The organism is Spirosoma pollinicola (assembly GCF_002831565.1).
In the GTDB taxonomy this organism is placed as follows: Bacteria; Bacteroidota; Bacteroidia; order Cytophagales; family Spirosomataceae; genus Spirosoma; species Spirosoma pollinicola.
In genome coordinates this window covers 987,948-1,011,497 of sequence record NZ_CP025096.1, presented here as the reverse complement: position 1 = coordinate 1,011,497, position 23,550 = coordinate 987,948, and the positions used below count along the sequence as shown (strand labels likewise).

The window sequence follows — 23,550 nt, the reverse complement described above, 5'->3', positions numbered from 1 at the left end:
CTGTGGCTGTTGCAAAAGTGACTCATTGAGGGCTAGATTAGTTGTGAGCTTATGCTAGGCTATCACATGATCCAAACTTCGCTGGTCAAACTGGTACCCGCTCACCATTTTTACCAGCAACTGTTACAAGCGGTCGACTTTCGCTTTGTCAGGCCGCTTTTTGAGCCCTTTTATAGCACCATGGGTTGGCCTTCGCTGGACCCAATCGTGTTTGTTAAGCTGCAATTGGTGGCTCACTTGGAAAACATTACCTCGGATCGGAAGCTCCTGAAACTGGCAAATCTGCATCTAGGTATCCGTGCGTTTCTGGGTTATGAGCTAGAACAACCCTTACCCTGGCACAGTACGCTCTGTCGAACACGCCATCGAATTCCGGTTTCTGTCTTTGAAACCGCACCGGCGGCCCGGGTGCTTTACCCATATTGTTGGCTTATGTATCCATAAGGGGCTCATTAGCGGCCATACCCAAGTGATCGATTCGGCTTACATTAAAGCGAATGCGTCGATGAGTCGGCAGAAGCGAAAGCCTGCCATCTGGTCGTCTGAGACGACTTCTTCGTTAAGTAAGCCTAACGCCCCTCGGCTAACCGCTTCGGCGGATCGCTTACAGCACATCCACCGGTTTCATAAAAACATCAAAAAAGCCGCCCCTAACAAAACGGGCCGACTTTTCAGCAACCTCACTCATTATAGCCCCACAGACCCAGATGCGCGTATTGCCTTCAAAACTGGTAAGCCTCGCCAACTGGCGTACATGACCAGCGTGAGCGTGGATGCCTCCCAACATGTGATCACCCATATTCAGGCTGGCTCGGCCGACCGGCGCGATAGTCGCAATCTGATACCCATCGTTGATACAACCCAGACCCGCTTGGCGGGTTTTGGCATACTTATGAGTAATGTGGTGGCTGATGCAGGGTATAGTTCCGGGGAAAACTATGAGCACCTAGAAGATCGAGGACTGATCGGCTATATACCCCCTCATGGCAAATACAAGGAGGAGCGGTCGGGCTTTACCTACGATGCCGAAAGTGATAGCTACACATGTAGTCGAGGCAAACAATTGGCCTTTGACTGACTAGTAGTTGATAAACAGGGCAATCCCAAGAAGCGCTATTTGGCAAAGGCATCTGATTGTAAGGACTGTCTCATTCGTGAGCAGTGTATGGGTAAAAAAGCCAAGGAAAAGCGCTTACACCACACTTATTACAAAGTTCAATATGAGCGCATGACAGAGCGATTATCGAATCGGTTCGGCAAGCGCATGATGCGAATCCGCTCAGCGACAGTCGAGCCGGTCTAAGGTAGCCTGATCAATTACTTTGGGCTACGCCAAATCAATACCCGGAGCCGGGAAGCCGCGGCTAAGGTGATGTATGTGGCAGCCATGGCCTACAATCTGAAGAAGTATCTGCGTTACACTTCCGTTGAACAAAGTGGAATGGTAATCGCTTTACCAGTACCTGATCAGTTTTATTATATACTGATCTACTTTTGCAACAGCCACTAAGAATATGTTAAGAGATTTTTCTAAGGTTTGGCCTAATATTGATCAGAGAAATCAACACAGAATATTTAAAACGGTTGTGCTTCCCATTTGTAGCAAGCGCTTGACTTTTTATAGCGTTTAACGAATTGGTTGTAACATAGACCCGGAGCTTTTTCATTACCCGGACAATGTGTATCTACTCGAACGTAAATTTTCTGATTGTCTTTCAGTAGGGAATCTGGCACAACTATCCAGCGAAATCCATCATTAACTGTAATATCAGCATGGTCAAAGTACTCATGACCAGATGAATCTGCAAAAATATAAACCGTCCACTCGAGTCGAATAGTTGAGTCAGCCGTAACTAACCCTGAAGCTTGTACAATCAACCCTTCACTAGCCTCATAGCAGCTATTATCAACTGTAATTTTATCTGCGGCTTCACAAAACGTAGGTGTGAACGGGCGTGGGCATCCAGTAGTAAACAACATACTTACAGCTAAAATGAGAAGCTGAACAATCTTCATGAGGTTAGATTTTGCTGTTATATAAGTGGCATGGCTGTTGCAAAAGTAGATCAGTATATAATAAAACTGGTCAGGTACTGGTAAAGCGATTACCATTCCACTTTGTTCAACGGAAGTGTAACGCAGATACTTCTTCAGATTGTAGGCCATGGCTGCCACATACATCACCTTAGCCGCGGCTTCCCGGCTCCGGGTATTGATTTGGCGTAGCCCAAAGTAATTGATCAGGCTACCTTAGACCGGCTCCACCGTTGCCGACCGGATTCGCATCATACGTTTGCCCAACCTGCTCGACAACCGCTTCACCATTCGCTCATATTGAGCTTTGTAATAGGTATGGTGTAAGCGCTTTTCTTTGGCTTTTTTACCCATACACTGCTCACGAATGGGACAGTCTTTACAATCAGATGCCTTCGCCAGGTAGCGTTTTTTGGGGTTCCCCTGGTTATCGACCAGCAACTTGTCAAAGGCCAAATGTTTCCCTTGATTACATGTGTAGCTGTCGCTCGTGGTATCGTAATGGAAGCCTGGTCGCTCGTCCTTGTACTTGCCATGGGGTGAAACGAATCCAGTTAACCCTCTGATTTCCAATTGTTCGTAATTCTCGCCGGAACTGTATCCGGCATCAGCCACTACATTACTTGTGGCTACCCCAAACCCCGTCAAACGGTCCCGCGTCGTGTCGATAATGGGCAGCAGATTGCGGCTATCGCGCCGGTCAGCCGAGCCAGCCTGAATATGGGTGATCACATGTTGGGAGGCATCCACGCTCACGCTGGTCATGTACGCCAGTTGGCGAGGCTTACCAGTTTTGAAGGCAATACGCGCATCTGGGTCTGTGGGGCTATAATGAGTGAGGTTGCTGAAAAGTTGGCCCGTTTTGTTAGGGGCGGCTTTTTTGATGTTTTTATGAAACCGGTGGATGTGCTGTAAGCGATCCGCCGAAGCGGTTAGCCGAGGGGCGTTAGGCTTACTTAACGAAGAAGTCGTCTCAGACGACCAGATGGCAGGCTTTCGCTTCTGCCGACTCATCGACGCATTCGCTTTGATGTAGGCTGAATCAATCACCTGGGTATGGCCGCTGACGAGCCCCTTTTGGATGCATAAGCCTACGATGTGCGAAAAGCACCCGGGCCGCCGGTGCGGCTTCAAAGACGGAGACCGGGACGCGTTGGCGGGTTCGTGACAGCGTGCTATGCCAGGGCAAGGGCTGCTCTAGTGCATAGCCTAAAATCGCACGGATGCCCAGATGTAGGTTCGCCAGTTCCAGGAGTTTCCGATCCGAGGTAATGTTTTCCAGGTGTGCTACTAGTTGCAGCTTAATAAACACGATTGGGTCCAGCGAAGGCCGTCCCATTGTACTGTAAAAGGGCTCAAAAAGCGGCCTGACAAAGCGAAAGTCGACCGCTTTTAGCAATTGCCGGTAAAAATGGTGAGCGGGCACCAGTTTGACCAGCGAAGTTTGGATCATGTGATAGCCTAGCATAAGCTCACAACTAATCTAGCCCTCAATGAGTTACTTTTGCAACAGCCACTGGCTATATGTTAACCTAAGTGAAACAAATGACCATACATTTTTTTGTCTGCCTTTCTGTCGGACAATTATAAAAAGAAAAAACGCCGAATGAATACTACTTTCCCATAAAACTCAGTAGGCTTGTGGCCTTGTTATAATGGCTCAATACCTAATAAATATCTTGTAGATAGCAACCCAAGTATCTAATGGAATACGCCCCAACTGATTCTTGAAAAAATTATAACTTAAATTTTTTCTATATTGCCTGTAGTTGAGCCCTAGACCTTTCTTAAATACAATTTTGATCGTGGTGGCGTTGGCTTATTTTGGTTTAATTGTTCCCCCTATTCATGGCGAAACAATCGTCAGTAGAAATAGTACTAGGATGTAGTACACTACACTTTTAATACTAAACTCTATAAATCTGCCTTAACCCCTACCTTTGCCCGTTAAGCCATAAATAAACACGATGAAAGCACTGACAATTAATTTTTTCTCTCCGGCTGAAAACAGCCCTGCGATAGCAAAACCCTCAAAAGCTGCCAAGCCGGTTAAGGTTGCGTTGACGGGCTACATTTCGTCAACGGGCAAGCTCACCCTCCCCGCCAAGACGGTGGCCAACTTAGGGATCAACTTGGATGAAACGCTTTTTAAAGTGGGCATGGACCAGGGCAAGCGGAAAGCCAAATCGCTTTATTTAGTGCCAAGCGAAGGGGACGAGCAAGCTTTTGGTTTCGAAAAAGCAGCCAAAAGCTATACGTTAGCTTTGCCCTTCATTTTGACCAGGAGCGGAATTGACTTTAGTAAAAACAAGTATGCCTTTACGATTCGGCTGTTTGAGTATGAAGGTAAGACGGCCTTTGCGTTACAATTAGCGGCTGAAGCTGCAGAGGCATCAGCCCTCTACACAGGTAAGCCAAGAGGTCGAAAGCCGAAGTCGGAACAGGTTGCCGATTAAGTGAACTAGCCCTGTCCATCAGGGCTTTTTTTATGGCTACTATTTATTTGACTCTGCTTGGGTTGCTCCTTTTATTTCCCCGCCGTTCTTAACCCATTAGTCAGCCAGATCCATGCAATCAACCAAGGCAACTTTTATGGATTAAGGGATACTTAAAGTTAAACCTGTCAGGCTGGCAGCTTTTTGGCCCTAGAGTCGCTTAAAAAGCAGGTATGGTCAATCTTGCCACAAATCTTAAACGTCCCTTCGTAATTTGTAGCAATCTGCCCCAAATTCTACCGCCCTCTTCAACACCTTTTAATTGTTTGTATACTTAACAGCCTTAAGAATAATTCGGTCTCCATGCTTTTTTCTATTTTACATATCATTTACGGACGTTAATGTTGTGTAAAATAGTCGTGGAACACTATCTTGCACCATCCAAACCTTTGTGGCCTCCTACCGGGTAAGTACCAAGAAGCAGGGACAGTCTGGTCTGGGACTCGATGCCCAGCGTAGTAGCGTACTCAGCTTCGTCAAAAACCAAGCCCTGATCATCGCTGAATTTTGTGATATTGAGTCGGGCAAACAGGATCGGCGTCCCGAGTTACTTAAAGCGATTGACTATGCCAAGCAGAACCAGGCCCGACTGGTGATCGCCAAGTTGGACCGGCTTAGTCGTAACATGACTTTTGTATCCTCCTTGATGGACTCGCATGTCAGCTTTGTCTGCGCGGACATGCCCGATGCCAATGAGTTTACCATCCACATCTTCGCGGCTTTAGCTCAGCAGGAGCGAAAGCTGATTAGCGAACGCACCAAGAAAGCCTTGGATGAAAAATTATTGCGGATCGGTCAGTGGCGTAGGAGTAGCCGCGTATTTCAGGATCCTGTGGTTTTGGCAAAAGCGGCCCAATCGAATCGAGACCGGGCCGCTGAGAATGTAAATAATCGAAAAGCAACCGCTTTAATTCAGGCCCTGCTAGAGGCAAAACTAACCTACGTGGCTATTGCTCATCAACTAAATCAAGCGGGATTTAAGCCGGCTCGTGGGAATGCTTTTCAAGCTACTCAAGTGATGCGCTTAGCTCAGCGGGCTAGGAATGAGTCTATATCAAAAAGCTAAGCAGGCTAGATTTGGGTTAGTTGATACGGTTGACACGGTCCCGCAACAGCGTCTCGTGCCGCTGCCGTAAATCCGTCACCAAAAGCAGTTAATAGACTTGTGCCGTAGGCGCTTGCCAGTAAATTTATACCGCTTAGTCGATCGTCCGCGGTTGCACAGGGCCGCCGAAGTGGTCCGATTTTAACGTTCGTTTTAGCGAGCACATCATTTTGCTGTTTTCAACCTCTTTTAGACATGATAAAGTAGGCCACTCCCTTTATCCAGCAATTCGATCGTTGCCATGTCCACGGAAGACAACTCGAAATCGAATACATTGAAATTTTCAACCATCCTTTTCGCATTTGCTGATTTAGGAATAGCCACTACTTCTCGTTGAAGTAACCAGCGTAGCACTACTTGGGCAATGTTTTTGTGGTGTTTGCTTGAAAGCGTTTGTAGAAGCTCATTCCTAAACAGCTTGGCCTTACCCTGAGCAAAGGGAGCCCAGGATTCCAGCCGGATGCTCTAATCATTCAACGCTTGTTGCATGTCTGTTTTCTGGGAAAACGGATGCGTCTCCACCTGATTGACTGCCGGTACCACACGATGCCGCTTCAGTAGACCAAGTATCTGGTCTATATTGAAATTACTGATACCTATCGCCCTTACTTTACCTGCTTTGTACAACTCTTCCAGGGCTGCCCAGGAAGCATTTACGTCACCCTGCGGGAGATGGATCAGATATAAATCAATATAGTCAAGACCCAATTTTTTTAGCGATGCGTCACAGGCGCGCTTTGCTTGTTCATACCCAGGAGCCGCTGGCAAAAATTTGGTGGTCACAAAGATTTCTTCTCGCTTGACCTTACTTTGTTTAATCGCCCTACCCACCGATTCCTCATTTTGGTAGGCTGCCGCTGTATCGATCAGTCGGTAGCCAATCCTTAACGCATGGAGCACAGACTGCTCACACGCTGAACCGGTTAGCAGGTAAGTACCAAAGCCAAGCAGCGGCATTTTTATGCCGTTATTTAGTGTTACGTTCATCAGGTTATACTTATTTGTATGGAGAATCCCTACCAAGATGTATCATTGAGAGTATGATAGGCTTACCTGCCTTGCAGGTTTGCTAGGCTTGCCGGATAGCGTTCTCCCTGAAGCGTGATGGTATCTAAAGCCTGATTGATGGTGGCCAGATCATCCTTGTTTAAGGTAATGTCTGCACCGCCCATATTTTCGGCTAAGCGATTCATTTTTGTGGTTCCCGGAATCGGGACAATCCAGGGCTGTTGGGCCAGCAGCCAGGCCAAAGCAATCTGCGCTGGGGTTGCATTATATTCTGCCGCAATCTTTACCACAAGGTCAACAATGAGTTGATTTGCTTCGCGGTTTTCTTTGCTAAAACGAGGCATGACATTTCGCCAATCGGTCTTGTCAAATTCCGTGTCCGCAGTCATCTTACCCGTTAAAAATCCTTTGCCCAACGGACTAAACGGAACGAAGCCAATGCCCAACTCCTCAAGCAATGGAATGATTTCTTTTTCCGGTTCGCGCCAAAACATGGAGTATTCGCTTTGCAGGGCGACTACGGGTTGTACCGCATGCGCTCGGCGGATACTTTGCACGCTGGCCTCACTCATACCGAAGTGTTTTACTTTGCCTTCGGCAATCAACTCATTTACGGTCCCGGCTACGTCTTCAACAGGTACATTCGGGTCCACCCGGTGCTGATAAAACAAGTCGATATAATCCGTTTGCAGATAGCGGAGCGAGTTTTCTGCCACCTGCCTGATGCGTTCCGGGCGACTATTCAACCCATCTGTATTTCTGCCGTTGTTAAAACCAAACTTGGTAGCGATGATTACCTGATCCCGTACCTGGTGTAATGCTTTTCCGACCAACTGTTCGTTGGCGCCTTGTCCATACACTTCTGCGGTATCAAAGAACGTAATGCCCGATTCATAGGTTTTTTGAATAAGGGCAATGGCATCGGTTTCATTAGTTGCCGGACCATACCCGTGGCTTAGTCCCATGCAGCCCAAACCCAGTTCGGACACGGTTACTCCTGAGGTTCCTAATTGTCGTGTTTTCATGTTGGATGTTTTTTACTGCAAAATTGTGGCGCAAGGGCGAGCCGTTTTGTATACAGATTACGGGCTTGCTTACCACTATTACTGATTGGGAAGGCCGGGATAAAAAGGACTGGCCGGAACGGGTAAGTTTGTAGCGATAAACCAATAAGGTATGGAAGAGATTGTCAAAATTGGCAGCATTGCCCAATACAATAGTATGCGGGGCGTACCGACTAAACATCCGCTGGTTACGGTGATTGACCTCTCGGAGGCACAACCGATGCCTGCAGGGTCATTCAACTTTGGTTTATATGCGGTGGGTCTAAAAGAGGGGAACTATGGCCAATTGCGCTATGGAAGGAGTCACTATGACTATCAGGAAGGCAGTCTAATATTCATAGCGCCTGGACAAGTGGTAGGTGTGCAACCTGGTGTTGACCTATTTGCCCCAACCGGTTGGGCATTACTCTTTCATCCCGATTTGATGGCCGGCACTCCGTTGGGCAAACACATTCAGGAGTATTCGTTCTTTTCGTACGATGTCAATGAAGCGCTTCACCTATCGGATAAAGAAAAGCGTATGGTGATTGACTGCTTCTCAAAAATCGAGTATGAACTCGATCAGACCATAGATAAGCATAGCAAAGGACTGATTGCCTTCAACATCGAGTTGCTGCTCAAGTACTGCATCCGTTTTTACGACCGCCAGTTCATCACGCGCGACCAGGCTAACAAAGGAGTCTTGGAACGGTTCGAATCCTTATTGACCCACTATTTTTCATCCGATAAACCGCAGCACAAAGGCTTGCCTTCCGTCGGGTATTGTGCCGAAGCCCTCCATTTATCCCCCAACTACTTTGGTGATTTAGTGAAGAAAGAAACCGGCCGATCGGCTCAGGAATACATTCAATCCAAAGTGATCAATGTGGCCAAAGAACGCATGTTTGACAGCAGTAAATCGATGAGTGAACTTGCCTACGAGTTGGGCTTTAAATACCCGCAGCATTTTACCCGGTTATTCAAACAAAAAGCTGGGATTACGCCCAATGATTACCGATCCCTAAACTGAAGCGCCAACTAGCCAATAGCCAAAGTAGCTCCTGTACTTGTCAGGAAACTACCTGCCTGAGCACTTTATAAAACAACTTAATTCACAACTTAGTGATACGTTTGACAGACGACCGTTCAACGTATGTAAAACAGCCGTGAAACACCTATCTTCACCGAAAGACAAGGTGCACACCGTAAAAAAGGATGGAGTCAGCAGAGACCAACTTAGTGAATAAACAAGTAGCCTATGACTGGGTTCGAGTCCAGCTACCAACGGACCGGCTAACCTACACCGATTATATTAAAACGATTTCGGGCCTTAATAGGATCACCGATAATCCGGTTCGGACAGTCGAGATCGTGACGGCCGCTATCTGCCAGGCTAAAGCATTTGGGTACTCGTCGGAATGGGTGCAATCGGAAATCAAACTGGAAGCGCAAGCCGAAGCCGCAGGCGATCGGGTGAATTGGCTACTGGCCATCCTTCAACATGCTGGGGCAGATGATGAGGCACTCGATCAATATAACGAACGCATAAACCGATTTCAAACTAATGGCTAATGAGAACTTTGCTGTGAGTACCATGAGCAAAACCAAGTACATCGCCTATTATCGGGTGTCGACCAAAAGCCAGGGTGAATCTGGTTTGGGGTTAGAGGCCCAACGCACAGCTGTGGCCGGATACGTGAATGGATCGGATCGCCGAGCGGTTATCGTTGCCGAATTCACCGAAGTCGAATTAGGTAAGAAAGATAAACGCGTTGAATTGATAGCGGCCATTGATCGGGCTATGAAAGAGGGTGCCGTACTCGTTATCGCCAAGCTCGACCGGTTGAGCCGTAATGCCAGCTTCATCTTTACCTTACACGATTCGGGTGTGAATTTCCAGTGCGTTGACATGCCCGACGCCAATACGCTCACTATCGGCATCTTTGCTACGCTGGCCCAGCACGAACGGGAACTCATCAGTCAGCGAACAAAAGCCGCTTTGTCGGCAAAGAAGGCTCAAGGAGCAATTTTGGGGAAACCCGAAAACCTGACAGCTGAGGCTCAGAAAAAAGGGGTAGCGGGTAACGTTCGACGAGCGGCTGAAAACGAGAACAACCGGCGGGCATCGTCAATGATTGCCCTGATGCGGCAGGCTGGGCGAAACTATGTCCAGATAGCGGCCGAGCTAAACCGGGCGGGTTTTCGCACGGCAAGAGGTGCGCAGTTTCAAGCGACGCAGGTGAAGCGGTTGATAGCGCGGCTAACGTAAGTCCGGTGTCTGGTTTTTAGACTTTGTTAATTAGACACATGGGCGTAGCCTCTTGCCAATTGCCTACTCCGAATGGGGACCATGGTTCAAGGTGGACATTGCTAAAGTTTGACTACTTTCGACCCGGCTGCTAACAAATCGTCGTTCATTGATTTCATTCCGTCAGCTAATAGATTCGTTGCTGGTTGTACGGCTAATTGTCCACCGGAAATCAGTGGCTTCAGAACGCACCTAATCAGTGGGCAGGAGCACGGCGGTTCTTGGATTTTTCGGGCATTACCAGCCTAACAGGACGGCAAGGGTTGGTGTTGTACCTTTCGCCCAGCCGACGGGTCAACGTCTCTTGCCTAAACTAGTCAGCGACAATCGTTTAATGGTATTACTTCCCCGTCAGGCACCCCTGATGTATTATATCAGTCTGTGCAGCCACTAGACCGGATGAGGCTACGCCCACGAACCGGCTGGTAACAGAGCTGGTAATCTGTTCAGCCAGTTCGGCTTCGGATAAAACCACGGACACACCTGCTACGATCCGGCTTTCCCATTTAATATACTGGCCATGGCTTCCCCAAATGTCAGATGTCGGCTTATGTACTGGTGCCCATGACTATTTAACAAAACCTGGTAGGGGTAGACCGTGTCCCAGTCTATAGGTGGGCTTCTCTTTAATATGTAATCACCTATTTTTCAATTGCTTAAACTACCTACTAGTTATATATTTCAGTAAATCATACCAAAAAACGGGCAAAACTGTCATTTCATCGAATCAAGTTCTCAACGAGCAGTTAATAAAACAAATTTGTATCAATAAGCGGCAATCAGAAACGTATTGATATCCAGATTTTTTATTCACTACCGATACGATGAAAACGAAACTCAACGACGAAGAGCTAATTCGCCAGCAGTTCATCACCAATCCCAATGCCTGCTTTGAAGAGCTTTATAGCCGCTATGTCAGGAAGGTCTATAAGCGCTGTTTATCCATGACCAAAGATTCAGAAAAAGCCCAGGATTACACCCACGATATATTTATCCGCACCTTTGACCAACTAAGCCGTTTTCAGGAGAAATCCACCTTCTCTACTTGGCTCTACTCGATATCCTTCAACTACTGCCTGGATCAAATTAAAACCACGAAACGATTGCCGATGTCAAACCTGGACGGTCTGGAGACTTATCAGTTCGCCGATCTATACGAGCAGGAACCGTTTGAAGAGCGCTTACAACTGCTTAATCAAACGCTCCAGAAACTCTCTCCCATGGAGGCTAGTCTGCTTCGCCTGAAATATCAGCAGGGGCTGTCCATCCAACAGATTGCCCAGCAGCTCGGTCTTCAGGAAAGCGCCGTTAAGATGCGTTTGAAACGATCCCGGCAGAAAGCCCATCAGCTTTATCTGGTAGCATCAAATCGATAAAGTGGTTTTACCGTGTTCCCAATTAACCACCAACGCGGTAAAAAATGGAATCTGTTATTATACCCGTTGGCATTTATACAATACAACTTCAATTTTATAAAAAAAATTGAACGTCAAGTCTCTGGAAATCAAGCACAAAACAGTTATTTTAGAATTTAATATTATATGACATTATTTACCAACGCTACTCCGGTAAACACGCAGCCTGACGGTTTCATGATAACTGCCAGCCGGGTTCGTTTACCCATTGACGAGTTGAAGTTTTTGCAGGCAACTGGCAATTATAGCTGGCTTTACTGGACGAATGGGGAAAAAGTATTGACATCCCGTACCTTAAATTATTATCAGCCTCAGCTACCCGGTGCCTGGTTTATCCGGCTGCATCGTAATTGTATTGTTAACCTTCGATACGTTGAACGGCTGGAAAGAGTAGAGACGAATAAGAGTGGCTTGGTCTATCTCCATTCGGGAGAGGTCTTGCCCGTGTCGCGTCGACGCCTGTGTATGGTTAAGCGGTTGATAGTACGCTACCAGAACTCCACTACCAATTAGCCATTTGTTAAATTGGGACAATTTTTTTGGTATAAATTTTACTCATGAAGATCACAATGGGAAGCTACGAACTTAGGCGGCTAAATCAGATCCAATTGAAGGCAGAATCAAAATAAGCAGGAGAATTCCTCAGCATGGAGCAGAAAGAAAACAGTTGGCGTTTACAGCTATGTTTGTGAGCTAACGAAGCTACAATGTTATCCAGCCACGACGCAACGCTTCCATCACCAAGCCCACACGAGAGCGTACCTTCAACTTGACAAAAACAGATTCGCGGTACTGCTCCAGAGCAAACAGCGATATACCCAGTTTATCGGCCAATTGTCGGTAAGTCAATTCACTACACGCCATTCGTACAAATGTCATCTCCTGATCTGTCAACTGGTCCTCCGCCTTTTGACGCTTTTCTAAGCTACTACGCTGACCATCGCCTTTCGCAGACGTTAAGGAGATTGGAAAGTGATAGCCCATCGTTATTACATCATACATTGCTTTAAGCAAATCATCAGGCTGACCTTTTACCAGGTAACCGTGTGCTCCGCTACGTATTGCCTGGACTACATCTTCTTTTCGATCAGATATAGTAACAATCAGCACACGAATCGCTGGATAGAGTTGTCGCAGTCGAGCCGTTGTTTCAAATCCATCCATACCAGGCATATGTAAATCAACCAGAGCCAGGTCTGGAGTTTTGTCAGCACGTAAAAGCTGATTTAATAGATCGTTACCGTTTTCTGCTTCCAAGAGCACTTTATACCCAACCGAATGGCGGATAAAATTAGTCAACGCTTGCCGATATAGGCGGTGGTCATCAACGATGGCAACAGTAGCAGGCATAAGTGGTTGCTCAAGAGTTAATTAGGAAAATACAGGAAGCTGGATTCTCTACTTATCAGGGATCAGGGTGGCACTACTTGGGTGGTTTAACAGTTGCTAAACGTTCGAGTTGAGAACCTTTCCGTAAACGGTTTCTGGCACTGGTCCTACGTATTTATTTAAATTATCGAGCGGCAAGTGGCGTCGATTCAGCTTAGGGTTTAGTGGTATAACAAAGCCAGGGTTATAAAATGTCGAAATACAGCCTTAGAGTTGTAGCCGAAACTTATACCTTTTTTAAAGTACCTTATCTTGCCATTGAATAAGTACAGGATACAAGCCAAAAACGGTTAGCGTAATTTTTTGCCGTCCGCGTCGGATGGCCGATGCCACTGCGTTCCCGTTGCTAATAAAACACCTAATTAGCTGATTTGTAATATATGATGAACGTTACCCGTTCCCATGCCGTTTAATAAACATCGAGTGGGGCACGACCCCACTATGGTGTGGATAGAAGCGGAAAGCCCTGGCTAGTTTTGGCTCGGGCTTTTTTGTGGCTCCTCCTGAAAAAACGACCATTCCGTTCAGTAGGATTTCCTGCCATGTACCCTTACTTGTCGCAAGTCCAATCAAACGTTGATTCAGTCAACTGACCTGGACGCTTTTCTTGATGTAAAGCACCTGACTACCGATGAATACATTCAGAACGATTGCCTTATTTATTCTGCCTGGGTGGCTGATGTCAACGTCAACCTTACCCTTCCCGCTTCAGCCGAGTGCCTGGATTAAGAACGTAAACGATTCACTGGTGCAAGGGCTAACGATGAACTTACAAAACGAGAAGCAGGCCATCCTGGTCGCTACTAACCAGCAACGAGTCCGCAGACACTTATCCGACTTAAAGCCGGATGCGAAGCTGATGCAAGCGGCTCAAGCGTACGCCGAATTAATGGCAGCCAAGGACCAAATGAGCCATACCCTGAACGGGTTAAGTTTGCCGGATAAGGCTAACCGGGTTGGCTATTCTTTTAGGCAGCTGAGTGAAAATATTGCGCTCAATACCCGCTTGGATGGTCGCTTTGTGGTGAATAACCAATGGATGGAATCCAGCGGGCATCGAAAGAATTTATTGACCAGAGACGTAACAGCCATCGGTATTGGTATTGCGGGCCCCAGTAAACAGAACCGGTATTATTATTGCCAATTATTCGGTACCCCCTTGTAAAACAAGCCTCTTGCCGCCTGGTTGCTTAGGACGAAATGCCATGCTGGGTACGGGGAAAAATAGCTAGCTCTTGACCGGTTTTATGGGCTGCTTTTGTTATCACTGTTGCACGACATGCCGTCGTCGTTCGATCAGTGACAAGGGGTTTAGTTTTGGCACCGCTGATTAGCCATCTTGACCAGGGTTTAATGGGTCCCCTTTTGACCCAACACGTCGATCGCTTAGTAGATGGCGCTTAACGGCTGCCCATTGGTTAGATATAACCGTCTAGCTATTGAGGGGCAAATAGCGAGTGGTACCTGATGGTAAGAGACGGTCATTAGCATATAACTAGACTATCCCTATTCCCCTCTTTAGGCTATGGTTTTTTAGAGCGGGCATCACCGCAGTCTATAGACCCTGCTAGAGGGTTTGTTGATCGAATAGGGGTGCTTCGCCTACCGGTAGCCAAGCAGCAGAAAAGTGCCTCAAAAAGGCCGGTAACTAACCTCTTTTGTATACCAAGGCCTGTTTTGTCTTAAATTGAAAAGGATGTATAAATGAATGGTAGCTAAATAGGGGGCACTCAAAACAGCCCAATTAAGGTTTATGTTAACCGTTCAGCTTAATAGTTCAGCGTTTCGGGCCAGGTTAAGCTTTAACTGAACGGTTTTTAATTAGCCAGACAGGTAACGGTCATTTAATCATCTTATTTTCCTACCCACTTTCGCCGTTGACTATAGTCATGGAAGATAAAATGTTGCCCAAATGAATTTTTATTACACAATATGTTACTATATTTAGGGTCTATTTTACGATATCCGTAGCTATACCTTTTACATGTTCGGTCACGCTTCTAGCCTGCTGCTGGTTCTGTTATGTTTTGTTCGTTGCCAATCATCCCAGGCCCAAACCGGTAAAGCACCCTTTAAACATATAACCACCGACGAAGGCTTATCCCAGAGTAATGTAACTTGTGTCCTCCAGGATCCGCAGGGATTTATGTGGTTTGGCACTCAGGATGGCCTTAATAAATACGACGGATACGCCTTTACGCTTTACCAAAATGACCCCCTTCAACCCACTAGCCTAAGCGATAATTTTGTCGTATCTCTTTTTAAGGACCGAAAAGGAAATGTGTGGGTCGGAACCGCTGACGGGGGACTTTGCCGATTTGATAAGAGAACGGGCCGATTCACCCGCTTTAATCGGTCCCAAACCGATACCCGAAGCCTGAGTAGTAATCACGTCCTGGCCATCACCGAAGATCGTCAGGGTAATCTGTGGATCGCCACCGAAGATGGCCTTAATCAGTTTAATCCGACCCGTGGCAGCTTCATCCGCTATCAACATCAGACCGGTAACCCAACTAGCCTATCCAATGATCTGGTTCAGGATGTACTGGTGGACCGTCAAGGGCAAATTTGGGTGGCCACCTTTGGCGGGGGACTAAACCGATTAGACCCCCTAACGGGTAGGTTTAAGCCGTATAGACATCGCCCCGGGGATCAATCGTCCCTGAGCCATAACAACGTAAAAAAATTATTGGAAGATTCGCAGGGGCGGCTATGGATAGCTACCCAAGGCGGGGGCCTGAATCTGTTAAATCAGGATCAAACCTCGTTTACCCATTTTCGGCACGATTCAGCGGTGGCCAGTTCGCTCCTTGATGATGACATTAATACCCTGGCGGAAGACGGGCAGGGAAATTTGTGGATCGGGACCGAAAACGAAGGCATCAGTGTACTCAATAAAAGCCGGACGGCGTTTACCCAGTATCCCTACCAGGAGAATGATCCCGACGGGCTCAATAATGGCTCTATTTATGCCCTTTGCCCTGATCGGAGCGGGAACATGTGGATTGGAACCTACAGCGGAGGCATTAACTTTTTTGATCACCAGTCAGCCAACTTTACGCGCTATCAAAAAGATATTAACCAGACCAACAGTCTCTCGAATCCCAATGTGATGGCCGTTCTGGAAGACCTTCAAGGTAACCTATGGTTCGGAACCGATGGGGGTGGGTTGAACGTGTTGATCAAATCAACCCATCACTACGTCCACTATGCCCATTCTCCCGCCGATCCATCGAGTGTGGGAAGTAACTTTATTATGAGCCTCTACCAGGATAGCGACGGGGATATTTGGATTGGCTGTTACAAAGGAGGACTGAGTCTATGGCGAAAGAAATCCGGTGACTTTCTCAACTTCACCCAGCGGGGTGATGCCAACGGACTCAATCATGAAACGGTTACGACGATTGTCGAGGGAAAGAAAGGGACAATTTGGCTAGGCTCCATGGGGGGGGGTATTAGTAGTTACACGAAAAAAACCGGCACGTTTACCCATTACCCCGCTGATGCAACGCAGCCGGGTCACCTGACACAAAGTTATATTAGCGCATTGTGCTATGATCACCAGCAAAACTTGTGGATTGGGACCGAAGGAGACGGATTGAATGTGCTCAATACCCGCAGCGGCCTATTCCGCTCGTATCGGCACAACCGGGACGTGCCCGGTAGTTTGAATCATAATTCAGTAATCAGCCTCTACGAAGATGCCCAGAACCAGGTATGGGTCGGCACCTACGGTGGACTAAACCGGTTTGAGCCCCAGACGCAGTCGTTTGTCTCATATAGCGAAAAGCAGGGGTTAGCTAACAAGGTGATTCAGGGTATGATCAGCGATGCGGGCGGCAACCTGTGGATTAGCACCAATAAAGGGCTATCGGTCTTCCATCGAAAAACCAACACATTCCGCAATTTTGGGGCGGAGGATGGCCTACCAAAAGGGTCATTTAACCGGATGGCGGTTTGTAAAGGCCAGCGGGGTAACCTATTTTTCGGATGCAGTACCGGGATGACCAGCTTTGATCCGGATCGGGTACGAAATACCCATAATTCCTTCATTCCACCCGTCGTTATCACGCAGCTTCGTATTTTCAATCAACCGGTTTGGCTTCGATCCAACCAGATCACCCTCGCCTATGACCAATCCACGCTCAGCTTTGAGTTTGCGGCTTTAAATTATTCGATTCCCCAGAAGAATCAGTACCGCTATAAACTGGAGGGATTTGATCAGGACTGGAGTTTGACAAGCCCCACCCGGGTGGCGACCTATACCAATCTGGCGCCGGGCACCTATACCTTTCGGGTAAAAGGGTCTAATAATGATGGTCTCTGGAATGAAAGCGGAACGGCTTTCCGAATCGTCATCCATCCCCCCTTCTGGCAAATGTGGTGGTTTAAAAGTTTAGTTGCCTTACTGGTGGTCGGTTGTCTTTACGGAGCGTATCGCCTGCGGATTAAACGCATCCATAAACAGCAGGTTACTTTACAAAACCTGGTGCAGGAGCGCACCCGGGAAGTACTCCAACAGAAGGTAGCTTTGCAAGATCAGGCCCTTCATATGCAGTTATTACAGGCCCAGGTCGAACAGCAGGCGGCTCAACAACAGCTACTGGAAAGTGAGCAGCGGTTTGAGGAAATTGCCGAAAACGTCGACGAGATATTCTGGATTCATTCGGCCAATCCCTTTCAATTGCTGTATGTGAATACCGCCTTCGAGCGGGTCTGGAAAACAAGTTTTGCGCAATTTCATCAGGAGCCATTCTTATTTATGCAAGGTGTCCTGCCTGAAGACCGGCCCCTGGTGCTGGCTTTTGTTGAGCAGTATAAAGCGGGCATCGCAGGGGAATTGTACTACAGGTTGCAGCTGAAAGACGAACCCTTGCGCTGGCTGTTGATTCGCACCTTCATCATTCATGATGAACGAGGAAAGGTAGTGCGCCATATTGGCATTGCCAGTGATGTGACCAGTCAGAAAGAAAAGGAGTTCGTTCTCCAGCAATCGCTCCAGCGCGAGCAGGAGTTGAATCAACTAAAATCCCAGTTTGTGGCCACGGCCTCGCACGAGTTCCGCACTCCGCTAACGACCATTCAGTCCAGTGTTGAATTAATCAAACTGTACCTTGATATACCCGCTGCCAGTAGCCGGATGGCCATCGACAAACACCTAGGCGTTGTCGAAAAACAGATCGATCAATTTGGGATCTTACTGACGGATGTGCTGACGATCGGTCAGATCGAAGCCGGGAAGGTTACGTATTCGCCTGATTCAGCGGATGTCGTTGCCCTGTGTGAGGGCTTGGTTGATACGCATTTTAGTCGACGCCCTGATGGCCGGCGCGTTCAACTGCTCCTTGAGGGTACCCCCCGACGAGTCAATCTGGATGCCAAACTGATGGGGTATGTGCTGACCAATCTGTTGTCCAATGCGTTTAAGTTTTCAGTTAGTACACCTCCCATTCTACGAATTTTCTTCCGCACGAACAGCCTGTTGCTCCAGGTAATCGATCAGGGCGTAGGCATCCCGACCAGCGAGCAAACTTCCTTATTTCAGGCTTTCTTTCGGGCCAGTAATACCGATGGCATACAGGGTACGGGTCTGGGGCTGTTTATCGCCCGGCAATACGTCACTTGTCACGGTGGTGAGTTGTCCGTGGAGAGCCAGGAAAACCAGGGAACCACCTTTACGATCACCTTGCCGTTTTAATTCCCAAAGCATATATTTTCGGGCTTACCAACTAAAGCCCAACAGCTACGGTCGGGCTGCCGGAACATTTGAAAAAAGAAGCCTTTTCGTGAACGAAATAGTAAACATCTATCATTGTGTTATGGCAAGAAGTTTCCCTATATGTTTTATAAGTTAAGCCAAACAGAAACTAGTACTTTTCCAATTAATGGTTCATGTTCGTGATGCGGTACACGTTCCCACCGAGAAAATGGCTTGCCAAGACGACAGCTAAGCTTTATTCCATAAAAAACGCAATCTGGCTTGTTAAACAAAACTCAAGTTTTGTTTAACAAGCCAGATTAGACAACAGAAAGCGAGCCTTTATATGACCACAAACTACCTGCCAGCTGCAATTCCCTTATTAGGAGCCGTGATTTTGATTAGCCTCTCTCAGTTGAAAGCTTACTACTATTCTGTGGTGGACCGAAGCCGTCATCGGCTGCCACTGCTTTCCTTTTGGAACTATTTCTTAGCAAGAGATTCTAACCGGGTGATTCATTCAATTCTTTTCCTGAAAAAGCAATACAGCGATTGTAAGGAAATAAGTCAACTGACTAGGAAGCACAACCTGCTGTATAGTAGCTTGTTGATTGTTTATTTACTCATACTCGTTTTAAGAATAATTCCTTTTCGAGGCTGGGTTAACATATTCACAGTGGATGTTGCAAAAGTCTTTTAAGGCATAAGTAAGCCCAAAGAAGGGGTCAGTATAGGTCGCTTTTTAGCCGAAACAAGGTACTGAATAAAGCATCTTAAATCCATCCAGATTTTTGCAACAGCCACCTTAGTTATATAATTTGGCTTCAGAAAGTGCAAAATCGGTAGTGGCTTAACTGCGTTTATTCAGGGATCTTTGTGAATGGTCTTAGAAGCCGTTTCCTGTAAGCATTGTGGGCAAACCCAACACGTCAAACGCTATGGTACTACCCGTGCAGGCACTCAACGCTACCGATGCTTTGACTGCCGTCGAACCGCCCGGCGGCCCGGCTTTGTTCAAACATATACTCACAAGGCCCGTGACCCCTTGGTCAAAGAACAGATCACCGCAACGGCGGACCGTTCAGATGGTCCTCAATGGAGCCGGCATACGGGATACCGCCCGTATCCTGGGCGTTAACCGGAACACCGTCAGCGCTCAGTTTAAAAAAAACGGGGCCGCCCGTGCGCTAGTGAAGTCATTCATGTTAACCCCTTATACGTCGATAGAGGATTGAAAATGAGTCTCAAAGTCGATGAGATGTGCCGGGCCGCCGGGCGGTCCTATGTAGGTAAGAAAAAACAGCCTCGTTGGCTGTGGTGGGTGGAGGATGCGGTGACAGGCGAGATCATTGCCTTTGTTTTCGGACGACGCACTCACCAAACGTTTCGCCACCTACTTAGCTTACTAGAGCAAGCTAAAATCGAGGTAATCAGGTGGATAACGGACTCCTGGTGGGCCTAATTTGACTGCCTAGATCAACGTTTACGCTTAGTTCGTAAAGCGGCATTGCAAGGGCTGGAACGTAAGCATCTTACTCTTCGAACACGCTTGAAGAGACTGGCCCGTCGAACCATTTGCTTCTCAAAGTCAGTGGCGGTTCACGATACAACAATCGGCCTATTCATTAATTAGTTCTTCTTCGCCGATCAACGCAATTAAGCCACTACCCAATTTACGAACGGCTAGTTCTTCGTCTTCAATGATGAGTATGTTCATGGCAGAGGGAATAGGCTTGGAGGTTTAGACCATAAAACTAGTCTATACAGATTGTTAAGCCAGCTTTAGGTCAATAGAGCCAATAAAATAGGGGATGAACCAGCAAATAATCCCTGTGAAGCGGCATCGCCTGATGCTGATGGCTCATCCACCACGTAGACTTACTGACCAGTATCCAATCAAATTGATGGCGTTAAAATAGTGTACTGCCCGGGGATCGCCAGCCCTTTGAAGCGGTTGGACATTCCGTAAAGCACGCCAAGCGCTAACACAGCTCCAACGACTAAGATGAGTCGGACTTGACCTGAGGGGGTGATCGAGCCCAGGTTACGATTCATTTTTACGCGATGGATGGCCGCCACATGACCAAAGAAAGATAGAATCGCCAGGGTGTAGTATGGTATAAAGAAAAGCTGGTGTGGGTAGTGATTTAAGCCAGCCGCACCAAAATAGAGGTTAGTATCCATGTGCCATACGTATCGGCCAGCCATAATAACACTGACATGAATAACTAAAAAAAAGCTAAGTATAGACCAGACCCAATATGCAAACGGCTCCAGGCATGGCTATTCTGTCGTGCTACGGACCTAACCAATCTTATGCCTGTGCTAATTTGCAGGGTGACTGCGGCTAACAAGGCTGTTTCAACAACAGGATTTCGATATACCAATCGTGTGGCAGTCATAAAAGCGATGTGAGTAGCTGGGCTGAGGCCGGCCAGCAGGTGATTAGTTAGGTGGACGGCAACGAAAGTGGCCAATAGTAAACCAGAAAAGTAATGAACCTGCCGAACCCTTTGGGTAAAGTAATTGAGTCCGGCTCCCGTGCCACTGGCATCGACAAAACCTTCCTTTGTGTTGGAACCTACAATGGTGGTTGGAGTGACATAGGGCGGCCCACCGTTTGAGTGCCAATCGTGGGTACCATCTGGCGTAACCGTTTCAGGTTTGGGTGTGGTGCGAGCCAATATTGACTTAAACAGGATAGGAAGTAGAGAAAGACGGGGAGATCTTTTCATAAGGAAGGTTCCGGAAAATTGGTGGATGTTGTTTTGTGCCCAAAATTCAAGTATATACGCCAATCGACCAACGTCCAATTCCCTGAAACGGAAAAAGTCTCAGTTGAAGCGGCTTTCGTGGAACGAGCGAAGGAATCTTGTTTAAAAATCTACCCGACATAGTTTCTACAACTACTGCTCGTTCAGGCGAGCGGGCAGCCTTTGAAACAACCAGTTGGGCCGACTGACTAGCTGGGGTTGGAGGCCTGTATTATCAGCCATGTGTCGGCCGATTTTGCCGATGGCCGTGACAGCAAGTGTCTGCCCGATATCACATGGAAGCTTCAGCAGCGGCTAGCCTCCAATAAACTGATCTTAGAGGAGCTATTGACTGATACAGCCGGGCCGCCAGTGCGGCTACTCCAACGGGGGTAACTACGCTTTATTAAAGCAGTGGAAAATCACTGGCTGGATACCCGTCTTCGGCCAATATAAGCTCCAAATCGAAGGCTTTCCCTATGATCCTCACGTAGATCACTTTACCTGTTCGCAAGGTAAACGTTTACCCTTTAAGACATTTGACAGAAACGCCGATAGAGGCTGGCTGAAAGTATACCGGGCGGATTATCAAGACTGCAAACTGTGCCCGCTCAAACCCAATTGCGTTCCTAAGAGTCAATGCCGACAAATTGTCCGGACTGTCTTTGATCCGTTCTATCGGCGAGCCCTAGAGCGACAATTGAGTCGGAGAGGCAAGCGCATGAAGAAGCTTCGCCAACGGACGGTAGTGCCAGTCTTTGGGAGTTTGGTAGAGTTCTATGGTCTTCGCAAGGTGAATGTACGCTGTAAATCTGGGGCTCACAAAGTGATGATGATGGCAGCTCTTGCCTTCAATCTGGAGAAGTATATGAAATTCACTACTCAGTCTACCGTCAACCAGACCATAGCCCTAAAAGTGGAGTGGTCATGGGCTTCTGGTGATACTTGTCTGTGCTTTACCAGGCTTTATCTCAACTGAGATGGGGCAACGAGGTGAGAAAATCTGACCATAAGCCTGTACAGAATGAATAACCGATGTAAAAAGCGGAGTTGTTCAACAGCTACGAGCGTTTGCTGAGACGCTGGTTTTAATAACTGTCAAACTCAATTTGTAGCATACGAAGATGGATAAAACTAGGTTTGCCGACGGGCTGTGGTGGGTTTAAGGGATCAACTTTTCCTCCCGAAGCTTGGTAAACAGATCAAAGAACGATTCACGGGTGTTCTGGTAAGCGGTAAAGCCTAATTTGCGGCTTTTCGCCATATCGGTCATCACTTCTATCGGGCGGCTCAGATCCAGATCGGTATGCCAGGCGGAGGCCAGACGGTCTAGCTTCGCTTCTTTTAAGTTGTATTTGGCTGCTATATCTGCCCACAGCAGCTCATCGGTCGAGAGTTGACCTTCCAGCGGGTGAAGGCTACCGTCAAATCCCCTGGCTTCGATACCAAACCAGTCCGCCAACTCTTGCCAGAGCCAGTTCCAGCGGAATACATCGCCGTTGGCAATGTTGAAGGCCTGATTGCGGGCTGCCGCTGTGGTAGCCGCCCAAATCAGTTGCTTGGCCAAAATCCGGGCATCCGTAACATCGGATAGCCCATTCCACTGGGCAGCCGAGCCGGGGAACTGAAAGGGTCGGCCGGTTTCTTTACAGATGGACGCATAGACGGCAAGCGTCGTGCCCATGTTCATCATATTGCCCACGGCCTTGCCAATGACCGTATGCGGCCGGTGAACACTCCAGCTAAACCCATCCCGCTCGGCAGCGGCATAGACTTCATCCTCCTGAGCATAATAAAAGTTTTCGATCGCCAGTCGAGGGTGTTCTTCCCGTACTGGCGTTAGGGGCCATGTACCGGCTTTAGCATAGGCCTCAAAGGGTCCCAGGTAATGTTTCAATCCCGTCACCAGCGCTACATGCTGCACCGTTTTCTTGGGTGAAACGGCATTAAGCAGGTTGCGCACCATCAGACTGTTTACCCGTATATTTTCGGCTTCCGTTTCCTGGCGCATCCAGCTGGTAATAAATACATGGGTAAAGCTAAGCTCGGACAAGGCGATGTTGAGGCTATCCTTACTTAGAAGGTCCGCTGCGATAGGAATCATTCCATTTAACTCTGCCTGAGGATTACGGGCCAGTCCATACACGGTCCATTCCTCAGCGAGCAGTTTCTCAGCCAGATTACTGCCAGTAATGCCACTGACACCAACGACTAAAGCTTTATTGGGCATAGTTAAGTTTGCTATTTATCGAGTTAACGAATACAGTTTCCTTCTTAAGCGATAAATCCCCCGTTCTGTTTA

Annotated in this window: 24 protein-coding genes and 2 pseudogenes; 17 read left to right on the top strand and 9 right to left on the bottom strand. The window is 47.6% G+C overall.

Annotation, left to right across the window (positions count from 1 at the left end; genetic code table 11):
- Positions 1-66 precede the first annotated feature (66 nt).
- The 3 genes from CWM47_RS39110 to CWM47_RS39100 are packed head-to-tail and all read left to right on the top strand — an operon-like array spanning position 67 to position 1,303.
- Entirely contained in the window at positions 67-444 is a 378-nt protein-coding gene (locus CWM47_RS39110) for a transposase (protein ID WP_240625706.1), read from the top strand.
- A 25-nt stretch (positions 445-469) separates the two neighbouring features.
- Positions 470-1,078: a transposase gene (locus CWM47_RS39105; RefSeq protein ID WP_240625705.1), complete on the top strand. Its 609-nt coding sequence runs from the start codon at positions 470-472 to the stop codon at positions 1,076-1,078.
- Positions 1,079-1,117: 39 nt separating this feature from the next.
- Positions 1,118-1,303, top strand: a complete 186-nt coding sequence (locus CWM47_RS39100; protein WP_240625704.1) for a transposase — start codon at positions 1,118-1,120, stop codon at positions 1,301-1,303.
- 272 nt (positions 1,304-1,575) lie between these two features.
- Here CWM47_RS39100 and CWM47_RS38915 read toward each other — a convergent pair whose 3' ends face one another.
- The 3 genes from CWM47_RS38915 to CWM47_RS39090 form a co-directional block, all read right to left on the bottom strand.
- Positions 1,576-2,016, bottom strand: coding sequence for a hypothetical protein (locus CWM47_RS38915; protein WP_206170701.1), 441 nt, complete (start codon positions 2,014-2,016; stop codon positions 1,576-1,578).
- Between the two features lie 234 nt (positions 2,017-2,250).
- Positions 2,251-3,084: a transposase gene (locus tag CWM47_RS39095; RefSeq protein WP_240625703.1), complete on the bottom strand. Its 834-nt coding sequence runs from the start codon at positions 3,082-3,084 to the stop codon at positions 2,251-2,253.
- Positions 3,077-3,487, bottom strand: coding sequence for a transposase (locus CWM47_RS39090; RefSeq protein WP_240625702.1), 411 nt, complete (start codon positions 3,485-3,487; stop codon positions 3,077-3,079). Before CWM47_RS39090 ends, CWM47_RS39095 begins: the two co-directional genes overlap by 8 nt.
- A 514-nt stretch (positions 3,488-4,001) precedes the next feature.
- Here CWM47_RS39090 and CWM47_RS04410 point away from each other — a divergent pair.
- Both CWM47_RS04410 and CWM47_RS04405 read left to right on the top strand, forming a co-directional pair.
- A complete protein-coding gene (locus CWM47_RS04410; RefSeq protein ID WP_100986584.1) occupies positions 4,002-4,490 on the top strand; it encodes a hypothetical protein in 489 nt (162 codons plus the stop codon).
- Positions 4,491-4,920: 430 nt separating this feature from the next.
- The gene (locus tag CWM47_RS04405; RefSeq protein ID WP_240625701.1) at positions 4,921-5,595 is read left to right on the top strand and encodes a recombinase family protein; all 675 of its coding nucleotides are present in this window, start codon (positions 4,921-4,923) and stop codon (positions 5,593-5,595) included.
- A 228-nt stretch (positions 5,596-5,823) separates the two neighbouring features.
- Here CWM47_RS04405 and CWM47_RS40165 read toward each other — a convergent pair.
- Positions 5,824-6,591: pseudogene (locus CWM47_RS40165) on the bottom strand (aldo/keto reductase).
- 92 nt (positions 6,592-6,683) lie between these two features.
- On the bottom strand, positions 6,684-7,667 hold the full coding sequence (locus CWM47_RS04395) for an aldo/keto reductase (protein WP_100986580.1): 984 nt from the start codon (positions 7,665-7,667) through the stop codon (positions 6,684-6,686).
- Positions 7,668-7,818: 151 nt separating this feature from the next.
- On the opposite strand from CWM47_RS04395, the gene CWM47_RS04390 reads away from it, so the two are divergent.
- The 5 genes from CWM47_RS04390 (at position 7,819) to CWM47_RS04370 (ending at position 11,921) form a co-directional block, all read left to right on the top strand.
- Complete coding sequence (locus tag CWM47_RS04390; RefSeq protein ID WP_100986578.1) at positions 7,819-8,715, top strand: helix-turn-helix domain-containing protein; 897 nt, start codon at positions 7,819-7,821, stop codon at positions 8,713-8,715.
- Positions 8,716-8,924: 209 nt separating this feature from the next.
- On the top strand, positions 8,925-9,257 hold the full coding sequence (locus CWM47_RS04385; protein ID WP_157815902.1) for a hypothetical protein: 333 nt from the start codon (positions 8,925-8,927) through the stop codon (positions 9,255-9,257).
- Positions 9,250-9,954, top strand: a complete 705-nt coding sequence (locus CWM47_RS04380; RefSeq protein WP_240625698.1) for a recombinase family protein — start codon at positions 9,250-9,252, stop codon at positions 9,952-9,954. The genes CWM47_RS04385 and CWM47_RS04380 overlap by 8 nt, the downstream gene beginning before the upstream one ends.
- Positions 9,955-10,817: 863 nt before the next feature.
- The gene (locus tag CWM47_RS04375; protein ID WP_100986574.1) at positions 10,818-11,369 is read left to right on the top strand and encodes an RNA polymerase sigma factor; all 552 of its coding nucleotides are present in this window, start codon (positions 10,818-10,820) and stop codon (positions 11,367-11,369) included.
- A 165-nt stretch (positions 11,370-11,534) separates the two neighbouring features.
- Complete coding sequence (locus CWM47_RS04370) at positions 11,535-11,921, top strand: LytR/AlgR family response regulator transcription factor (RefSeq protein WP_240625697.1); 387 nt, start codon at positions 11,535-11,537, stop codon at positions 11,919-11,921.
- 189 nt (positions 11,922-12,110) lie between these two features.
- Here CWM47_RS04370 and CWM47_RS04365 read toward each other — a convergent pair whose 3' ends face one another.
- Positions 12,111-12,758, bottom strand: a complete 648-nt coding sequence (locus CWM47_RS04365; RefSeq protein ID WP_100986572.1) for a response regulator — start codon at positions 12,756-12,758, stop codon at positions 12,111-12,113.
- Between the two features lie 670 nt (positions 12,759-13,428).
- Here CWM47_RS04365 and CWM47_RS04360 point away from each other — a divergent pair.
- The 5 genes and pseudogenes from CWM47_RS04360 (at position 13,429) to CWM47_RS39080 (ending at position 20,128) form a co-directional block, all read left to right on the top strand.
- On the top strand, positions 13,429-13,962 hold the full coding sequence (locus CWM47_RS04360; protein ID WP_100986570.1) for a CAP domain-containing protein: 534 nt from the start codon (positions 13,429-13,431) through the stop codon (positions 13,960-13,962).
- 819 nt (positions 13,963-14,781) lie between these two features.
- The gene (locus CWM47_RS04355) at positions 14,782-18,495 is read left to right on the top strand and encodes a sensor histidine kinase (protein WP_100986568.1); all 3,714 of its coding nucleotides are present in this window, start codon (positions 14,782-14,784) and stop codon (positions 18,493-18,495) included.
- An 880-nt stretch (positions 18,496-19,375) separates the two neighbouring features.
- Positions 19,376-19,633: a transposase-like zinc-binding domain-containing protein gene (locus CWM47_RS40625; RefSeq protein ID WP_449448545.1), complete on the top strand. Its 258-nt coding sequence runs from the start codon at positions 19,376-19,378 to the stop codon at positions 19,631-19,633.
- Positions 19,581-19,730 carry an IS1-like element transposase gene (locus tag CWM47_RS40620; protein WP_449448544.1) on the top strand — a complete coding sequence of 50 codons (150 nt, stop codon included), beginning with the start codon at positions 19,581-19,583 and terminating at the stop codon, positions 19,728-19,730. The genes CWM47_RS40625 and CWM47_RS40620 overlap by 53 nt, the downstream gene beginning before the upstream one ends.
- Before the next feature lie 2 nt (positions 19,731-19,732).
- Positions 19,733-20,128: pseudogene (locus tag CWM47_RS39080) on the top strand (IS1 family transposase).
- Positions 20,129-20,391: 263 nt separating this feature from the next.
- Here the strand turns inward: CWM47_RS39080 and CWM47_RS39075 are convergent.
- Together CWM47_RS39075 and CWM47_RS39070 are read right to left on the bottom strand one after the other, a co-directional pair.
- Positions 20,392-20,679 (bottom strand): hypothetical protein, encoded by a 288-nt coding sequence (locus CWM47_RS39075; RefSeq protein ID WP_240625696.1) that lies wholly within the window; start codon positions 20,677-20,679, stop codon positions 20,392-20,394.
- A 44-nt stretch (positions 20,680-20,723) separates the two neighbouring features.
- Positions 20,724-21,230, bottom strand: a complete 507-nt coding sequence (locus CWM47_RS39070) for a hypothetical protein (protein ID WP_240625695.1) — start codon at positions 21,228-21,230, stop codon at positions 20,724-20,726.
- A 237-nt stretch (positions 21,231-21,467) separates the two neighbouring features.
- Between CWM47_RS39070 and CWM47_RS39065 the strand changes: the two genes are divergently transcribed.
- Complete coding sequence (locus CWM47_RS39065; protein ID WP_240625694.1) at positions 21,468-21,644, top strand: hypothetical protein; 177 nt, start codon at positions 21,468-21,470, stop codon at positions 21,642-21,644.
- A complete protein-coding gene (locus tag CWM47_RS04325; protein WP_317046746.1) occupies positions 21,601-22,227 on the top strand; it encodes a transposase in 627 nt (208 codons plus the stop codon). The genes CWM47_RS39065 and CWM47_RS04325 overlap by 44 nt, the downstream gene beginning before the upstream one ends.
- Before the next feature lie 183 nt (positions 22,228-22,410).
- Here the strand turns inward: CWM47_RS04325 and CWM47_RS04320 are convergent, their stop codons facing one another.
- Positions 22,411-23,478, bottom strand: coding sequence for an SDR family oxidoreductase (locus CWM47_RS04320; protein ID WP_100986558.1), 1,068 nt, complete (start codon positions 23,476-23,478; stop codon positions 22,411-22,413).
- Positions 23,479-23,550 lie beyond the last annotated feature (72 nt).